Annotated in this window: 15 protein-coding genes; 11 read left to right on the plus strand and 4 right to left on the minus strand. The window is 71.3% G+C overall.

The window, feature by feature from the left end; genetic code table 11:
• Positions 1 to 74 precede the first annotated feature (74 nt).
• From AB0C78_RS22540 to AB0C78_RS22565, 6 genes are all read left to right on the plus strand, one after another.
• Positions 75 to 518, plus strand: coding sequence for a universal stress protein (locus AB0C78_RS22540; RefSeq protein WP_360750888.1), 444 nt, complete (start codon positions 75 to 77; stop codon positions 516 to 518).
• 25 nt (positions 519 to 543) lie between these two features.
• Positions 544 to 1,224, plus strand: a complete 681-nt coding sequence (locus AB0C78_RS22545) for a CBS domain-containing protein (protein ID WP_360750890.1) — start codon at positions 544 to 546, stop codon at positions 1,222 to 1,224.
• A 6-nt stretch (positions 1,225 to 1,230) separates the two neighbouring features.
• Positions 1,231 to 2,730, plus strand: coding sequence for an AAA family ATPase (locus tag AB0C78_RS22550; protein WP_360750892.1), 1,500 nt, complete (start codon positions 1,231 to 1,233; stop codon positions 2,728 to 2,730).
• 292 nt (positions 2,731 to 3,022) lie between these two features.
• A complete protein-coding gene (locus AB0C78_RS22555) occupies positions 3,023 to 3,982 on the plus strand; it encodes an NACHT domain-containing protein (protein WP_360750894.1) in 960 nt (319 codons plus the stop codon).
• A gap of 71 nt (positions 3,983 to 4,053) precedes the next feature.
• Positions 4,054 to 4,278, plus strand: coding sequence for a hypothetical protein (locus tag AB0C78_RS22560; protein ID WP_360750895.1), 225 nt, complete (start codon positions 4,054 to 4,056; stop codon positions 4,276 to 4,278).
• A gap of 66 nt (positions 4,279 to 4,344) precedes the next feature.
• Positions 4,345 to 5,040: a hypothetical protein gene (locus AB0C78_RS22565; RefSeq protein ID WP_360750897.1), complete on the plus strand. Its 696-nt coding sequence runs from the start codon at positions 4,345 to 4,347 to the stop codon at positions 5,038 to 5,040.
• Positions 5,041 to 5,243: 203 nt separating this feature from the next.
• On the opposite strand, the gene AB0C78_RS22570 is transcribed toward AB0C78_RS22565, so the two are convergent.
• Positions 5,244 to 5,792 (minus strand): DoxX family membrane protein, encoded by a 549-nt coding sequence (locus AB0C78_RS22570; protein WP_360750915.1) that lies wholly within the window; start codon positions 5,790 to 5,792, stop codon positions 5,244 to 5,246.
• Between the two features lie 246 nt (positions 5,793 to 6,038).
• Between AB0C78_RS22570 and AB0C78_RS22575 the strand changes: the two genes are divergently transcribed.
• Positions 6,039 to 6,617 (plus strand): hypothetical protein, encoded by a 579-nt coding sequence (locus tag AB0C78_RS22575; RefSeq protein ID WP_360750899.1) that lies wholly within the window; start codon positions 6,039 to 6,041, stop codon positions 6,615 to 6,617.
• 4 nt (positions 6,618 to 6,621) lie between these two features.
• Here the strand turns inward: AB0C78_RS22575 and AB0C78_RS22580 are convergent, their stop codons facing one another.
• Positions 6,622 to 8,340, minus strand: coding sequence for a GAF domain-containing sensor histidine kinase (locus AB0C78_RS22580; RefSeq protein WP_360750900.1), 1,719 nt, complete (start codon positions 8,338 to 8,340; stop codon positions 6,622 to 6,624).
• 213 nt (positions 8,341 to 8,553) lie between these two features.
• Entirely contained in the window at positions 8,554 to 9,561 is a 1,008-nt protein-coding gene (locus AB0C78_RS22585; RefSeq protein WP_360750902.1) for a hypothetical protein, read from the minus strand.
• 210 nt (positions 9,562 to 9,771) lie between these two features.
• On the opposite strand from AB0C78_RS22585, the gene AB0C78_RS22590 reads away from it, so the two are divergent.
• Positions 9,772 to 10,473: a response regulator transcription factor gene (locus AB0C78_RS22590; protein WP_360750904.1), complete on the plus strand. Its 702-nt coding sequence runs from the start codon at positions 9,772 to 9,774 to the stop codon at positions 10,471 to 10,473.
• Between the two features lie 9 nt (positions 10,474 to 10,482).
• On the opposite strand, the gene AB0C78_RS22595 is transcribed toward AB0C78_RS22590, so the two are convergent.
• A complete protein-coding gene (locus AB0C78_RS22595; RefSeq protein WP_360750906.1) occupies positions 10,483 to 11,367 on the minus strand; it encodes a universal stress protein in 885 nt (294 codons plus the stop codon).
• 139 nt (positions 11,368 to 11,506) lie between these two features.
• On the opposite strand from AB0C78_RS22595, the gene AB0C78_RS22600 reads away from it, so the two are divergent.
• From AB0C78_RS22600 to AB0C78_RS22610, 3 genes are all read left to right on the plus strand, one after another.
• Positions 11,507 to 11,803 carry an SHOCT domain-containing protein gene (locus tag AB0C78_RS22600; RefSeq protein ID WP_360750908.1) on the plus strand — a complete coding sequence of 99 codons (297 nt, stop codon included), beginning with the start codon at positions 11,507 to 11,509 and terminating at the stop codon, positions 11,801 to 11,803.
• Positions 11,800 to 14,409 (plus strand): HAD-IC family P-type ATPase, encoded by a 2,610-nt coding sequence (locus tag AB0C78_RS22605; RefSeq protein WP_360750909.1) that lies wholly within the window; start codon positions 11,800 to 11,802, stop codon positions 14,407 to 14,409. Before AB0C78_RS22600 ends, AB0C78_RS22605 begins: the two co-directional genes overlap by 4 nt.
• Positions 14,410 to 14,525: 116 nt before the next feature.
• The gene (locus AB0C78_RS22610; RefSeq protein WP_360750911.1) at positions 14,526 to 15,047 is read left to right on the plus strand and encodes a CBS domain-containing protein; all 522 of its coding nucleotides are present in this window, start codon (positions 14,526 to 14,528) and stop codon (positions 15,045 to 15,047) included.
• Positions 15,048 to 15,145: the final 98 nt, after the last annotated feature.

Raw genomic sequence — 15,145 nt, forward strand, 5'->3', positions numbered from 1 at the left:
ATCGCAGGGGACGCTCGGCACTGATCCCCAGGCCGGCCGACTGCGAGGCTGGAAGCGACTGAGGGAGGTCATCAATGCAGGTCATGCCCGAACACCGCGCCGTCGTCGTCGGCGTGGACGGATCCCCCAACTCCCTGGCCGCGCTCCACCGCGCCGCCCGGGAGGCCGTGGAGCGGCATGCGCGTCTGGACGTCATCCGCGTGGTGAACCCCGGCGCCGGCTCCACCCCTCGCCCGCTGCACACCGCCAAGGAGTGGCTGCGGCTGCGCGACCTCGTCGCGCACACCATCCCCCGTACGCAGCACCTCACCACCCGCCTCAAGATCGCCCACGGCAGGCCGGGCGAGGCGCTGGCCAAAGCCACCGAGCACGCCGAGCTGCTGGTGATCGGCGCGCGGGTCAACTCCGAGCACGGCAACCCGTTCGGCGGGGACACCGTGCCCGTCGTCCGCTCGCTCGCACGGTGCCCGGTCGTGATCTGCGCCGACCAGACCGCCGCGTCCGAGCAGGTCCCGTGAGCCCGCGCGCCGTTTGGAGGAAGCCATGAAACGCCGGACGGTCAAGGACGTCATGACCACCGAGGTCGTGACGGTCGTCGAGGACACCCCGTTCGCCGAGATCGCCGACGCCCTGGCCGAGCACCGCATCAGCGCCGTGCCCGTCCTCGACGACGACCGGCGCGTCATCGGAATCGTCACCGAAGCCGACCTGCTCCGCAAGGAGCAGTTCAAGCCCGACGACGCCGGGGAGCGTCCCCTGTGGGGCCGTCGGCGCCACCACGCCCTCGCCAAGGCCCGCGCGGTCGACGCCCGCGGCCTGATGAGCACACCCGCCGTCACGGTGAAACCGGACGCCACCGTCGCCCAGGCCGCACGGCTGCTGGCCTCGCGCGGCTTCAAGGCCGCGCCCGTCGTCGACGAGAGCGGAGCGCTGTGCGGCATCGTCGCCCGGCGCGATCTGCTGAGCGTGTTCCACCGCGGTGACGACGACATCCGCGACGAGATCGTCTACGACGTGCTGGTGTCCCGGCTCTGGCAGGACCCGTCCGAGGTCCACGTCGACGTCCGCGAAGGCGTCGTCCGGCTCTCGGGGCGCATGGAGCTGAAGAGCCTCATCCCCGTCGTGGTGCGGATGACCGCCGCGACCGAAGGCGTCGTGGACGTCATCAGCGACCTCGCCTACGAACACGACGACACCCACCCGACCGCCTACCCGAGAGCCTGAGCCACGATGACCGACCAGGTGAGCAACGCAGCCGTCAGCGAGACCCACAGCGGCGTCGTCTTCTTCGTCGGCGACCGGGCCTACAAGCTGAAGAAGCCGCTCGACCTCGGCTTCCTTGACTTCAGCACCCGGGAACGGCGCGAACACGCGTGCCACGAGGAGGTCCGGCTCAACCGGCGGTTCGCACCGGACGTCTACCTCGGCGTCTGCGACGTCCACGGCCCCGACGGCAACGTCTGCGACCACCTGGTCACCATGCGGCGGATGCCCGCCGACCGGCGCATGTCCACGCTCATCAAGGCGCACGAGCCGGTGGAAGGCGCGCTGCGCGACACGGCCCGCATCCTGGCCGCGTGGCACGCCGAGGCGCCGCGCGGCCCGCAGATCTCCGCGCAGGAGACGCGCGACGCCGTCCGGTCCCGCTGGCACGACAGCTTCGAACAGGCCAGGGCTTTCCCCGTCCACGGCGTCGCCCCCTCCGCCGTAACCGAGATCGAGCGGCTCGCGACCGGCTTCCTCGCCGGCCGCGATCCGCTCTTCAACGCCCGCATCGCCGACGGACGTGTCCTGGACGGCCATGGGGACCTGCTTGCCACCGACATCTTCTGCCTCGACGACGGCCCGCGGATCCTGGACTGCCTGGAGTTCGACGAGCACCTGCGCTGGCTGGACGGCCTCGACGACGCGTCCTTCCTCGCCATGGACCTGGAGCACCTCGGCGCACCTGACCTCGCCGAACGGTTCATCGGCTGGTACACCGAGTTCGCCGCCGACCCCGCCCCGCCCTCGCTGCGCCACCACTACGTCGCCTACCGCGCCTTCGTCCGCGCCAAGGTCGCCTGCCTGCGCCACGCCCAAGGCGACGACCACGCGGCCGCCGAAGCCCGCGACTACGCCGACCTCGCCGTGCGCCACTTGCGTGCCGGGAAGGTCGATCTGATCCTGGTCGGCGGGCTACCCGGAACCGGGAAGTCCTCCCTCGCCGGCGCCCTGGCCGATCGGCTCGGCTGCACCGTCCTCAGCAGCGACCGCGTCCGCAAGGAACTGGCCGGAATCACCCCTGAGACGCCGGCCGCCACCCCCTACGGCACAGGCATCTACACGCCCGAATGGAGCCGGCGCACCTACCAGGAACTCGCCGGACGCGCCGCATGGCTGCTCCAGATGGGCGAAACGGTCATCCTCGACGCCTCCTGGACCGACAAGACCGAACGCGACCTCATCGCCTCCGTCGCGCGCCGCGAGCACGCCGACCTCATACCGCTCCGCTGCGACGCACCGGAAACCCTCACCGCCGAACGCATGCGGCAACGGACTCAGGGCGTCTCTGACGCAGACACAGACATCGCGCTCGCCATGACCGCTCACACCGCACCCTGGCCCGAGGCCACCACGATCGACACCGGCGGCCCTCTGCCCGCGGCCCTGGAACGGGCACTCCCGGTCGTCCGCCCCCACGGCGCCGAGCTGGTCTGGCCCCGCCGCCCCTTCCTCTCCCCCGGCTGACGGCATCCCGGCCGTTCGGGCTCGAGAGGCGCGATCCCGCTGGCCAGGCTATGACACACGAAGATCCAGTTCCGGGTGACGATGGTGACGGGATGGGCGGCGAGCCCGCCGAGGGCGGCCACAGCTCCTGACGCGGATTCTGACGATCCAGCCGATCAGCCACCCGAGGGTTCAGGGGGACCTGCCAGGCGGAAACAACGCGCATCCAGATGTTGTGCTGACAGCATGGATGGATGGCGACCGGGGGATCGCAATGGCGTGCTTGGGCGGGCGGGGCGGCGCTGGGGCCCTGGTGGTGGGTCTCGTCGCCGGTACCGCATACGTGCTGGAAGGACGCGGGCTGCAAGTGCAGGCCAATCGGGCGCAACTGGTGTCGGTCGTGCTGGCCGTGGCCGGGCTGACTCCCTTGGCCGCGGTCGCCGTCAGATGGATGCGCCACGGTGCAGGGGGCGTCTCCTCGACCAGTACGCCGGAGCAGGCGATGCGAGCTCAGCAGAGATTGGCGCACCTGCTCCGCGTCCAGTGGGACGAGGAGATCATCATCCGGCAGCTGGATAACCCGGCGCCGCTGACCGTGCGCCGGCGGTTCACCGAACGGCCCGTCGCGGATCACCCCGGCAACATCATCGGCCCAGGCGGCGCCTGGTCGCCGCTGGCCCGCAGGCGGGTCCGGTTCGATGGCCGCAGCGACCGTATCGAGGCTCTGGCACAGCGCTTGCGCGCACTACCGCGGCGCAGACTGGTCATCCTCGGCGAGGCGGGCATGGGGAAGACCACACTGGCCGTCCTGCTGCTGCGCGAGCTCCTCCGCTCCCGGCAGCCCGATGAGCCGGTCCCGGTCCTGTTCCCCCTATCCGACTGGAACCCGGCAGTCCAGCCGCTGCGCAGCTGGCTGGCCGACCGGATCACCGACACGTACCCAGCGATGCGGGCCGGGCGATTCGGTCCCGACGCCGTCCGCGCCCTGCTGGACGGCCATAAGATCCTGCCCATCCTCGACGGCCTCGACGAGATCCCCGAACCGGTGCGCCCGCGCGTGCTGACGGCCCTCAACAATGCGCTCACCAGCGACGACGGGCTCGTCCTCACCTGCCGCACCGAGCAGTACGTCTCCGCCGTGGACGCCACCGGCGGGGGATGTGCTCACCAGCGGCGCCGTCATCGAGCCGGTCCCGGTGGCCCCCGCCGCAGCCGCCGCGTATCTGACCGCCTGCCGTCCGCCTCGCTCCGGCGGGGGGCTGGCCTGCAGTGATCGCGGCGCTGAGGGGCCATGCAGACACACCGCTCACCCGCGCCCTGACAACCCCACTGACGTTATGGCTGATGCGCAAGGTCTACATCGACGGCGGCAAGGACCCGTCCGGCCTGGCGGACCGCGATCGGTTCCCCACCCCGGACGCGATCACCGAGCACCTTCTCAACCACCTCATCGACGCGATCGTGGGCACCGATCCCTGGTGGCGTTCCCCTGGCCCCGCTGAGGTCCGGCGACGCCTGGGGCTGCTTGCCGCTCACATGCACGCGCGGGGCAGCCGTGACCTGGCCTGATGGCAGCTGCGCCGAGCCGTGCCCACAGCCGGAACGAGAGCCGTCAGCCTGCTTCCGCTGCTGACGGTGACCGTCCTGACGGGGCTGGTCCCGATTATGGCCAGCGTCCTCCGCGGCGACGACCCGGAGGACGGGCTTGCCTTCACGAGCCTGTTCATGATGGCCGTTTCAGGATTTCTCGGATTCGTCGGGCTCGCCGGCGGATCGACGGCCAGGCGTCTGCTCCGCCTGGGAAGGGAACCGGCCTACGCCGAGCTGAGTTTTCGTGGGCGCACCGGCTTGATCATGCGCGCCTTGGCGACCAGCGCCGGGGAGGGCGCCGCCGGCGGCACCGCGATAGGGGTGGTGCTCTATCCGGTACTGGATCTCGCGTCGGCGGTCCTGATGGGACTCGCCTCGGTGGGGGCCGGGCTCGTCGTGGGCCTCCGCCGCTGGGCGGAGTTTCCCCAGGCCGATGACGACGGGCCCAGGACCCCGTCAGCCTCGTTGCGTGGAGACCTGCGGCTGAACTACCTCACCGTCGCGGTCAGCGGCCTGCTGGCGATGACGTTCATCATGCTCCTCTACACCCTGGTGATACCGGAGGCATTGATGATCGACGGGGCCGTCGACTGGGAGACAGTGGGGGGCATGCTCACCGTCGGCGCATGGATCGGTGCGATGCTCGGGCTGGGGCTCGGCACCGGGCTCCAGAGTGCGGGAGCAACCTATCTCGCAACGATCGTGCTCCTACGAATCCGCCGGCGCCTCCCCTCCGCTTAATGCGTTTCCTTGAGCAAGCACACCAGGCTGGTCTGCTACGGCAGGTAGGCCCCGTCTATCAGTTCCGGCACGCCATTCTCCAAGTCCACCTCGCGCGCCACCACGCCTAGCACCACGTCAATGTGCCTGATGGGCGAGTCTCGACATGGCGGAGAGGCGCTCACCCTTTGGGGCGAGCGCCTCTCCGGCGGTCTCGGCTTGGATCACTTCAGGATCGGGAGGCGCTTGACCAGCGGGATCTTGGCCCACCAGCGGCCGAGGCCGAGGGTGTCGCCGGCGCTGACCAGGGCGAGGCCGACGATGAGCAGCGCGTAGATCAGGTGGTCGTCCATGAAGAGGTTGTTCTCCGGGGGCAGGACCGCCGACCACATCATGACCAGCAGCGCCGCGCCGCCCGCGGCGGCGATCCGCATGCCGATGCCCAGGATCAGGGCGGCACCGACGCCCGCGAGCCCGATCATGAACAGCCAGTCGGCCCAGGCCGCGCCGGCGATGTCGTGGTAGAACCCGGCGAACGGGCCCTTCGGCGAGAACTTCAGGAACCCTTCGGTGGGGCCGCCGCCCTTGGTCCACGCCTTGGCGGCGGGGGTCTCGTGGCCCAGCCCGAACAGCTTGTCCAGGAACGCCCACAGGAAGACCCAGCCGAGGGCGAGCCGCGCGGCCGCCCACACGTACCGGGCCGCGGGCGACTCGGTCAGCGGCTTGGGGGTCACCACCCGCACCAGCGCGTGGTGCCCGTGCCGGGTGTTCATCTTGTGCTCGGAGACCGCCATCGTGTCTCACCTTCCATCGCATCGCCTTTTCTCTTGCCACCCCGAACTCAACTCCATGGCGGACGCGCGCTGTAGGTCCGTTCGGCGCATGGCTGACGGGACTTAAGTCCTGTTGTCCAGCCGTTTCCGCGCTCACAAAGCATCACATTTTCGGGCCGGACGACCCTGCCGTGTGGAAGGCCGGTCTCTTAGCTTCACCGAGAAGGACTTTGGCGGGAGGAAGTTATGGAACTGTCGAGGATCGAGCGGACGATGGAACGCCGGCGCCGTAGCTGCGGTTTCGACCGGAACGACCTGCGACGCGGAATGGACCGGTGGCAGTGGTTCATCGGATTGATGCTGCTGTTGGCCGGTACGGTGGTCGCTTCGGTCGCGGCCGTCCATATCGGGGGCGCCGTTTACGATTCGGGGGTCCGGACCGAACGCCACGAGGCAGCTGTCTTCCATGCGACCGACGCGACGGTGGTTAAGGTCCACGAGGCGAGCCGGACCCGCGGAGTGACGGTGTCCTGGGTCGCCCCGGACGGTTCTCGCCGGACCGGCGGCTACGAGACCTGGCGTGGAGCGTCCGTGGGCGATCACGTTCGGGTCTGGGTCGGCTCGGCGGGCGTCAGAGAGGACCCTCCGCGGCCGCACGCGCGGACGATCGGTGACGCCGTCGCCTACGCCGTTGGCACGGTGGCCGTGACCGCGGCGGTCTTCTTCGGCGCTTACCAGCTCCTGCGGCGCCGCTTCGACGAGGTCCGCTACAGGCTCTGGGACGCCGCGTGGGCCGACTTCGACCGGCACCGCATCGGACCGTGAACGGTCAGCCGTCCTTGAGGGGCACGCGCCAGACCAGGATCGTGCCGCCGCCGGGCCGCTGCCGCGTCCTGAAGGACCCGCCGCACACCTCGGCGCGTTCGCTCATGTTGCGCAGGCCGCTGCGGCGGCCGCCATCGGGGATGCCGACACCGTCGTCCTCGACCCGAAGCGTCAATTCGTCGCCGACGTCGATGGCGACGACGGCCTCGCCGGCCTGCGCGTGCCGTGCCACGTTCGACAGCGCTTCGCGCACGACCGCGAGGAGCTGCTCGCCGGTGTCGTCGTCGACGGCGGTGTCGAGCAGGCCGTCGAGCCGGACCGAAGGGGAGAACCCGAGTTGCTCGGCGGCGCCGTCGACGAGGGCGTGGACGCGACTGCGCAACGACTCCTCGTCTCCCGTCGCCTGTAGTGCGAAGATCGATGACCGGATCTGGCGGATGGTGTCGTCGAGATCGTCCACTGCCCGCTGGACCCGGACCGCGACCTCCCGCTTCTGGGTGATCTTGATCGCGGCCATCAGCGTCATCGCGATGGCGAACAGCCGCTGGATGACGGTGTCGTGCAGGTCCTTGGCGATCCGGTCCCGGTCCTCCAGCAGCGCCAGGCGCTCGGCGTCCCGGCGCCGCTCGGCCAGCTCCAGCGCCACCGCCGCCTGCCCCGCGAACGCCTCCAGCAGCCGCTGCGTCCCCTCGGAGAATGCCGGCTCGCCAGGCGCGTTGACGACCGACAGGACGCCGCGGGCGGACGAGCCGACGCCCAGCGGCACCACCAGCAGCGGACCGATCTCCAGGTCGACCGGAGTGCCGGCCTCGCGAACCGCGTCCGCCCCGTCGGCCAGGCGCAGCGCCACGCCCTCCTCGAACACCTTCCCGGCGATCGAGTGGCCCCTGGGCAGCCGCATCCCGCGTACCCGGCCCGCATCGGCGCCGTCCGCGGCCTCCACCGTGAACTCCCCGCCCGCTTCGTCGATCAGCGCGACGGTCGCCAGGCCCGCGTCGGAGACCTGCCGCGCCCGTTCGGCGACCAGGGAGGTGACCTGGTGGGTGTCGGTGCCCGACAGCAGCCTCGTGGAGACCTCCGCAGACGCCTCCAGCCACCGCTCGCGACGCCGGGTCTCCTGGTACAGGCGGGCGTTCTCGATCGCGACGCCGGCCGCCGTCGCCAGCGCCGTGACGACGACCTCGTCCTCCTCCTCGAAGACGCCGCCGCCGGCCTTCTCCGTCAGGTAGAGGTTGCCGAAGACCTCGTCCCTGACCCGGATCGGGACGCCCAGGAACGTGCGCATCGGCGGGTGGTCGGCAGGGAAGCCGTACGACTCGGCGTGCTCGGACAGGTCCGGCAGCCGCAGCGGCCGCGGTTCCTTGATCAGCAGGCCCAGGATGCCCTTGCCGTGCGGCCAGTGGCCGATCGCCGCGATCTCGTCCTCGGTGACCCCGACGGTGACGAACTGGACGAGCCGCTCGCCTTCCTCGTCGATCACGCCGAGGGCGCCGTAGCGGGCGTCGACGAGCGTGACGGCGGCTTCCGTGATGCGCCTCAGCACCGTCTCCAGGTCCAGCTCGCCGCCGATCGAGACCACGGCCTCCAGCAGCCCGTGCACCCGGTCGCGCGTCGACCGCGCGGCCTCCAGCCGCGTCTGGAGTTCCGCCAGGAGATCGTCCAGCTGCAACTGAGGCAGGATCAGTCGCGCCTTGTCCTCGCCTGGCCCAGACTCGTCGGTCACCTTCCCAGTATCGCCGACCGGCGGCCCCGGACATAAGGCGAGGCGCCATTGGGCCGTGGCCGGATGGCTCTTGTTCACGCAGAGTACTTCGCTTACGACCAACCGTTCATTTCATGCCCCACATGGCGGGCGGAAGCAGCCTCGCCCCCGTCCCGGTCCTTCACCGGGCGCTGACTTCCGAGCGGCCGCTCCCGCTCCGGCGGGGTATTTTGATCAAGCCTCCTCGATCATGACGTCCTCGACCGGCCGCCGCACGGTCGCCAGCTCCTCCCCTGCCGGTACGCCGATCCGAAGGAGCATCTGCGGGTATGCGTCGCCACAGAAATGCGTGCGGATGAAGGCCCGCAGTTCGGGGACCTCCAACGCCTGCGTGTGCTGGGCGGCCGCGAGACCGTGCTCGGTGGCGCACAGCAGCAGGCGCTCCAGCGCCTGACCGGCCCGCAGCCACGCCGCCGGGGTGTCCTCGGCCGTCACGAGCAGCAGGGCGATCCCCGCGAGCGCGGTGCCGTCGTCATCGGCGGCCTCGACTCCCCATCCCTGACCGCGGGCGAAATCCCGCGGCGGGAAGTGCGGCTCCGTCCTGGGCGTCCGCGCGGGGTAGGAGATCTCCTGGACGCCGTCCTTGCGCGCCGTCGCCGGCGACGGCGCCCAGCGGGCTATTTCGGTCGCGTAGGCGGGCGTGCGGCGCTGGACGTGCTCGGCCGCGTCCGTCAGCGCGGCCAGCGCCCCCAGGACGTGGGCGTCGACGGCCTTGATCACCCGCGCCCCCTCCTGCTCGGCTGCGCGCAAGAGGGCCGTGACCACACCGGACGGCACCGGCTCCGGCCGGAACCCGCCGCGGTGGCTGTGCCGCCGCTCGATCTGCGCGTACTCGCCGTCGACCTCCCTGGAGACCGCTCCGTCGCCGCGTTCCGCCTCGACATCGGCCAGCAGGTGCGGCCGGTCCGCGTCCGGCAGCAACCGCACGACCGGCTCGTACCCGCGCTTGCGCAGCGACAGCCGCAGGTTGTACAGGGCCGCGCCGCAGCTGATCAGCATCTCCCGCCCCTGCGGGTCGGCGACGTCGAGCCGGCGATCGGGGTCGGCGCGCACGCTGATCCGCGACCCGCGCACGCCGAACAGCCACGGCTGGGTGTTGTGCACCGACGGTGCCCGGATCGCGTCCTCCACGGCGCCGCGGACGAGATCACTCCCGATCGAGGCGCTCTTGCCAACATGCATTGGTCACTCCTTCCCCTATGCCTCCACCCCACTACCCGGCCCTGGCCTGGGCAAGGGCCGAAAGTCCATGCATGGCTGCCCCCGGCCGCCCGGCGGAAACGGCCGGCGGGACTTTCGTCCCCGCGATCGCGGGACCTCCGGTGCCTGTGAGGCGGCCGTCCTGAGGGGTAGCGTCCATGGCATCACCACTGACTCGAGGAAACGATCACTATGACGGGGTCGGACGACCAGAACGCGACGCGGGGCAGGAAGACGATCCGGGTGTTCCTGACGGACGACCACGAGGTCGTCCGCCGCGGCGTCGCCGCCCTGCTGTCCGCCGAGGACGACATCGAGGTCGTCGGCGAGGCCGGAACCGCCGAGCACGCCCTGGCGCGGATCCCCGCGGCGCGGCCCGACGTCGCCGTCCTGGACGTCCGGCTCCCCGACGGCGACGGCGTGAGCGTCTGCCGCGAGATCCGCTCGCAGATGCCGGAATTGGCCTGCCTGATGCTGACCTCCTTCGACGACGAGGACGCCCTCTTCCAGGCCGTCATGGCGGGGGCCTCGGGCTACGTTCTCAAGCAGATTCACGGCTCCGACCTGGTCGGCGCCGTCCGGACGGTCGCCTCCGGCCAGTCGCTCCTCGACCCGCGCAGCACCGCCCGGATGCTCCAGCGGATCCGTGCCCGCCAGGAGAAGAAGGACCCGCTCAAGGGCCTCACCGAGCAGGAACGGCACATCCTGGAGCTCATCGGCGAGGGGCTCACCAACCGGCAGATCGGCGAGCGCCTGTTCCTCGCCGAGAAGACCGTCAAGAACTACATTTCCAGCATCTTCACCAAGCTCGGCATGAGCCGCCGGACGCAGGCCGCCGCGCTCGCCGCGCAGCTCAAGGCCGACGCCCAGAAGGAGCGCGGCCACCACGAGTGATCCGTCCGGTCATCGCGTCCGCGGCCCCTGTCCGGGGACGATCGCGATGGGAGCCGGCGCCTCGTGCAGGACCGCTCGGGCGACTGCACCGAGCAGGGTTCGCGGGGAGGAACCGATGCCGTGGTCACCGACCACCAGCAGGCTCGCGCCCCGGGCGTTGTCGGCCAGGACGCGCTGGGCGCGCTCCCTGACGAACCGGCGCTCGACAGCGATCTCCGGGTAGCCGGCGAGGCACGGCGTGATGGCGGCCTCGAACCGTGCCTTGGCGTGCTCTTTGAGCTTTTCCGGGTCGGTGAACGGCAGCCGGTCGGGGCCGGGCAGCACCGCCGGGTCCCACCATGCGCAGATGACCCTCACCATGGCTCGGTGCAGCCTGGCCTCCCCCAGTGCGAAGCGGAGGGCCGCGTCGCCTGCCGGTGAGCCGTCAACGCCCACCACGATCCGGGCGGGACCGGCCCTCTCCTCATGCGGCGCGCCCGCCGGGACCACCACGACCGGCCGGTCCGCGTGCGCCGGGACCTGGGTCGCCGTGGACCCCAGCGGAAGGGCGTCGAATCCGCCGCTTCCCCGGGTTCCGACCACCGTCAGTTCCGCCTTCACGCCCGCCTCCAACAGGACGCCCGGCGCGGAGCCCTTGCGGAGGAGAGGAGCGATGTCGAGATCCGGGGCCGTCTCACGCGCGAGGCGGACGCCCTCGTCCAGCACCATCGCGCCCATTCCCCGGACGATCGCCGCCGCCGCCTCGTCTTCGGGGCGCGACGGATACGGCCAGTTCCAGGCATGGCAGACGCGCAGAGGCACGCCGCGCCTGGACGCCTCCACGGCCGCCCACCGGACGGCCTGCCCGGCGGCCGGTGAGCCGTCGAAACCTGCGAGAACGCACCGTCGGTCCATGGTGTCCTCCCTCCTCGGCCCAGGATCGCCGGTCGCCGTTCGTCTGATGAGAGGCCAAGAGTCGCCCGCCGCTGGGACCTTCGCCCCTGCCGTCCTGCACTGCCGGCGGAGGACGGTGGAGTCATCAGGAGGTACGGCCATGAACATCGGGTACGTCCTCGTCGTCGCCGGTCCCGGCGGCGGATGGGGGCACATGGGCAATGGCGGCTGGTCCGGCTGGATGTGGATCTGGGGGTCGATGATGATCATTCTCTGGGTCATCCTCATCAGTGCGGTCGCGTGGGTGATCGTGCGCCTGGCGGCGTCGCGCCGCGACGTCCCGACCATCAATGAGCAGATGGAGCACCGGCACGCCCGGGAGGTCCTCGCCGATCGCTACGCGCGCGGTGAGATCACCTCGGAGGAGTACGACGAGCGGCTGGCCAAGCTCGGATGACGCCTGTGCAGGCGCCGTACCGCGCTCCGGCCGGCGAGGTGGCGGCCGCGCTCGGCACGGACGCCGAGCGCGGTCTCGCCGGTGCGGAAGCCGCAGCGAGGCTCACGCGGGACGGGCCGAACACGCTGCCCGCAGCGCGCGGTCGCGGGCCGGTGCGGCGGTTCCTGCTGCAGTTCCACAGCCCGCTGATCTATGTGCTGCTGGCGTCGGCGGCCGTGAGCGCGCTGCTGGGCGAGCACGCGGACGCCCTGGTCATCCTCGGTGTGGTGGTGGTGAACGCCGTCGTCGGGTTCGTCCAGGAGTCCCGTGCGGAGAAGGCGCTCACCGCTTTGGCGGCGCTGACGCAGACCACGGCGTCGGTCGTCCGGGACGGCAGGTCGCTGACCGTTCCGGCTGCCGGTCTGGTCCGCGGGGACCTCGTCGAGCTGGCGGCCGGTGACAAGGTCCCCGCGGACCTGCGCCTGCTGCGCGCCGACGAGCTCTCCGTGGACGAGTCGGCGCTCACCGGCGAGTCCGTCCCGGTGGGCAAGGATCCGGCGGCTCTGGGAGAGGCGGCCCTGGCGGACCGCCGCAACATGGCCTTCTCCGGGACGCTGGTCACGGGCGGGCAGGGTGCCGGAATCGTCGTCTCCACCGGCGCCGACACCGAAATCGGCGATGTTCATCGGCTGGTGCAGACGACCAGCACCGTCCAGACCCCGCTCACCCGGAAGATCGCCCGTTTCAGCAAGATCGTTACCGTCGCGATCCTGGTGCTGGCGGCGCTGACCTTCGCCATCGGCGTCCTGTACGGCCGCCCGCCCGCCGAGATGCTCACCGCCGCGGTCGCGCTGGCGGTCGGCGCCATCCCCGAGGGGCTTCCCGCCATCGTCACGATCACCCTGGCCTTCGGGGTGGCGCGGATGGTGCGCCGGGGAGCGATCGTCCGCCACCTCCCAGCGGTCGAGACGCTCGGCGGCACGACGGTGATCTGCACCGACAAGACCGGGACGCTCACCCAGAACCAGATGACGGTCACCGCCGTCTTCGCCGGCGGCCGGGAGTATTCGATGTCGGGCTCCGGGTACGCACCCGCCGGGGCCGTTGAGCAGGACGGAGGACCAGTCCGGCTCGAAGCGCATCCCGCGCTGCGCGAGACGCTGCTCGCGGGCGCGGCCTGCAACGACGCACAGCTGTTCCAGGAGGACGGCGGCTGGCGCATCACCGGGGATCCGACCGAAGGCGCCCTCCTGACGAGCGCGGCCAAGGCCCGGGTAGGCGATGCGCCGCCCCGGACGGCCACGCTCCCCTTCACGTCCGAGCGCCGGTTCATGGCGACCGCCCATGAAGGCGGCACCGTCTACGTCAAGGGTCCGGTAGAGCGGATCCTGGAGTTCTGCGACGACCAGGCGGGGCCGGACGGCCTGCCCCAGCCCCTGGACCGTGCGGCCGTCAAGGCTCGCGCCGAGGCGTTCGGCGGGCGGGCACTGCGCGTCCTGGCGTTCGCGCGTGCGTCGTCGGACCGCCTCGACCCGCTGCCCCGCCTCACCTTCCTCGGCCTGCAGGCCATGATCGATCCGCCGCGTCCCGAGGCCGCGGACGCCGTGCGGGCCTGCCGCGACGCCGGCGTCCAGGTCAAGATGATCACCGGTGACCACGCGGCGACCGCGGCGGCCGTGGGAGCCCGGATCGGGCTCGGCGGCGAGGTCGTGACGGGGGCCGACCTGGCCGCGGGCCTGTCCCCGAGCCAGGTCGACGCGGCCGCGGTGTTCGCGCGGGTCTCCCCCGAGCAGAAGCTCCAGCTCGTCCGGACGCTCCAGGACGCCGGCCACGTCATCGCCATGACCGGGGACGGCGTCAACGACGCCCCCGCCCTCAAACGGGCCGACATCGGCGTCGCGATGGGGCGCGGCGGCACCGACGCCGCCCGCGAATCGGCCGACATGGTCCTCACCGACGACGATTTCGCCTCCATCGAGCAGGCCGTGGAGGAGGGGCGCGGCGTGTTCGACAACCTGGTCAAGTTCATCGTCTGGGCCCTGCCGTCCAACATCGGCCTCGGGCTGGTGCTGGTCGCCGCGATCGTCGCGAACGCCTCGCTGCCGATCCTGCCGCTCCAGGTGCTGTGGCTGAACATGACGGCCGTGCTGGTCCTCGGCCTGCCGTTCGCCGTGGAGCCCAAGGACGAGGAGATCATGCACAGGCCTCCCCGCGCCCCATCGTTGCCGTTGCTCACCCGTTCGATGACCCTGCGAATCCTGCTGGTGTCGGGAATCCTGCTCGCCGGCTCGTTCGGTCTCCAGCACTGGGAGCGCATGGACGGCGCCTCACCCGAGACGGCCAGGACCATCGTGGTGAACGTCTTCGCGGTCACCCTGATCGCCTACATGTTCAACTGCCTGTCCCTGGAGCGGCCGCTGCTGTGGGGCGGGATCCGCCGCAACCCCTGGACGGCCGTCAGCGCCGTGGCCCTCATCGCGATCCAGATGTTCTACACGTACACCCCGTTCATGCACCGGGTCTTCCACTCGGCCGCGCTCGGCCTCGGCGCGTGGGCACGGATCGTCGTCTTCGCCGTGGTCGCCTACCTCGTCATCGAGGTCATCAAGCGGCTCCAGCGCGGCTGACGTCTCGGCGCGGCCGGGCTTCTCGGCCCCTTCAGGAGGGACCTTCGCCTCTGCGATCCGGCTCCCTGACCTCGAATCCTGGACGTGAGGACGGAAACCGACAGCCAGGAGGAGCCATGGCCGCGCACCGCCCGCTGGAGAAGCGGACCGCCGCCGAGGTGATGACCTTGGACCTTCTCACCATCTCCGAGTCCGAATCGGTGCTGATGGCGTGGGAGCTGATGTGCCAGGCGGGCGTCCACCACCTGCCGGTGGCCGACGACGAGGGAGGCTTCATCGGCGTCGTCGACGCGCAGACCCTGACGGCCTCCTGGGGCGCCTCCGGGCCCGAGCAGGCCCGGCGGGCCGTCACCACGCTCCTGCCGCCCGGCCCTCCGGTGACGGTGCCGCCCACCGCCACGATCGCCGAGGCGGCGGGAGCCATGCTGAAGGCCGGCCGCGACTACGTCCCGGTGACCGACGACCGGAACGTGCTCGTCGGCCTTCTCACGGCCCACGACCTGGTGAGCGGCCTCGCCGGCGTCCACCGCGACATCGCGCCGCGCAGCGGCGGCATGCCGTCCCTGTACCGGATCGAACCGGTGTTCCCGGCCGGCCTCCCCGGCCGTTCCACAGCCGCGCGGATGGGACCGGACTAGCCGGAGCCTGGAAGGCGGAAGCGGCGCGGCCGGGTCACGGTCGCCATCGTGCCGTCGCCCCGCTGACCGCACCAGCACGCGGCCGGCGCGGCCGGGAC

Source organism: Actinomadura sp. NPDC048394 (assembly GCF_040651755.1).
In the GTDB taxonomy this organism is placed as follows: Bacteria; Actinomycetota; Actinomycetes; order Streptosporangiales; family Streptosporangiaceae; genus Spirillospora; species Spirillospora montaniterrae.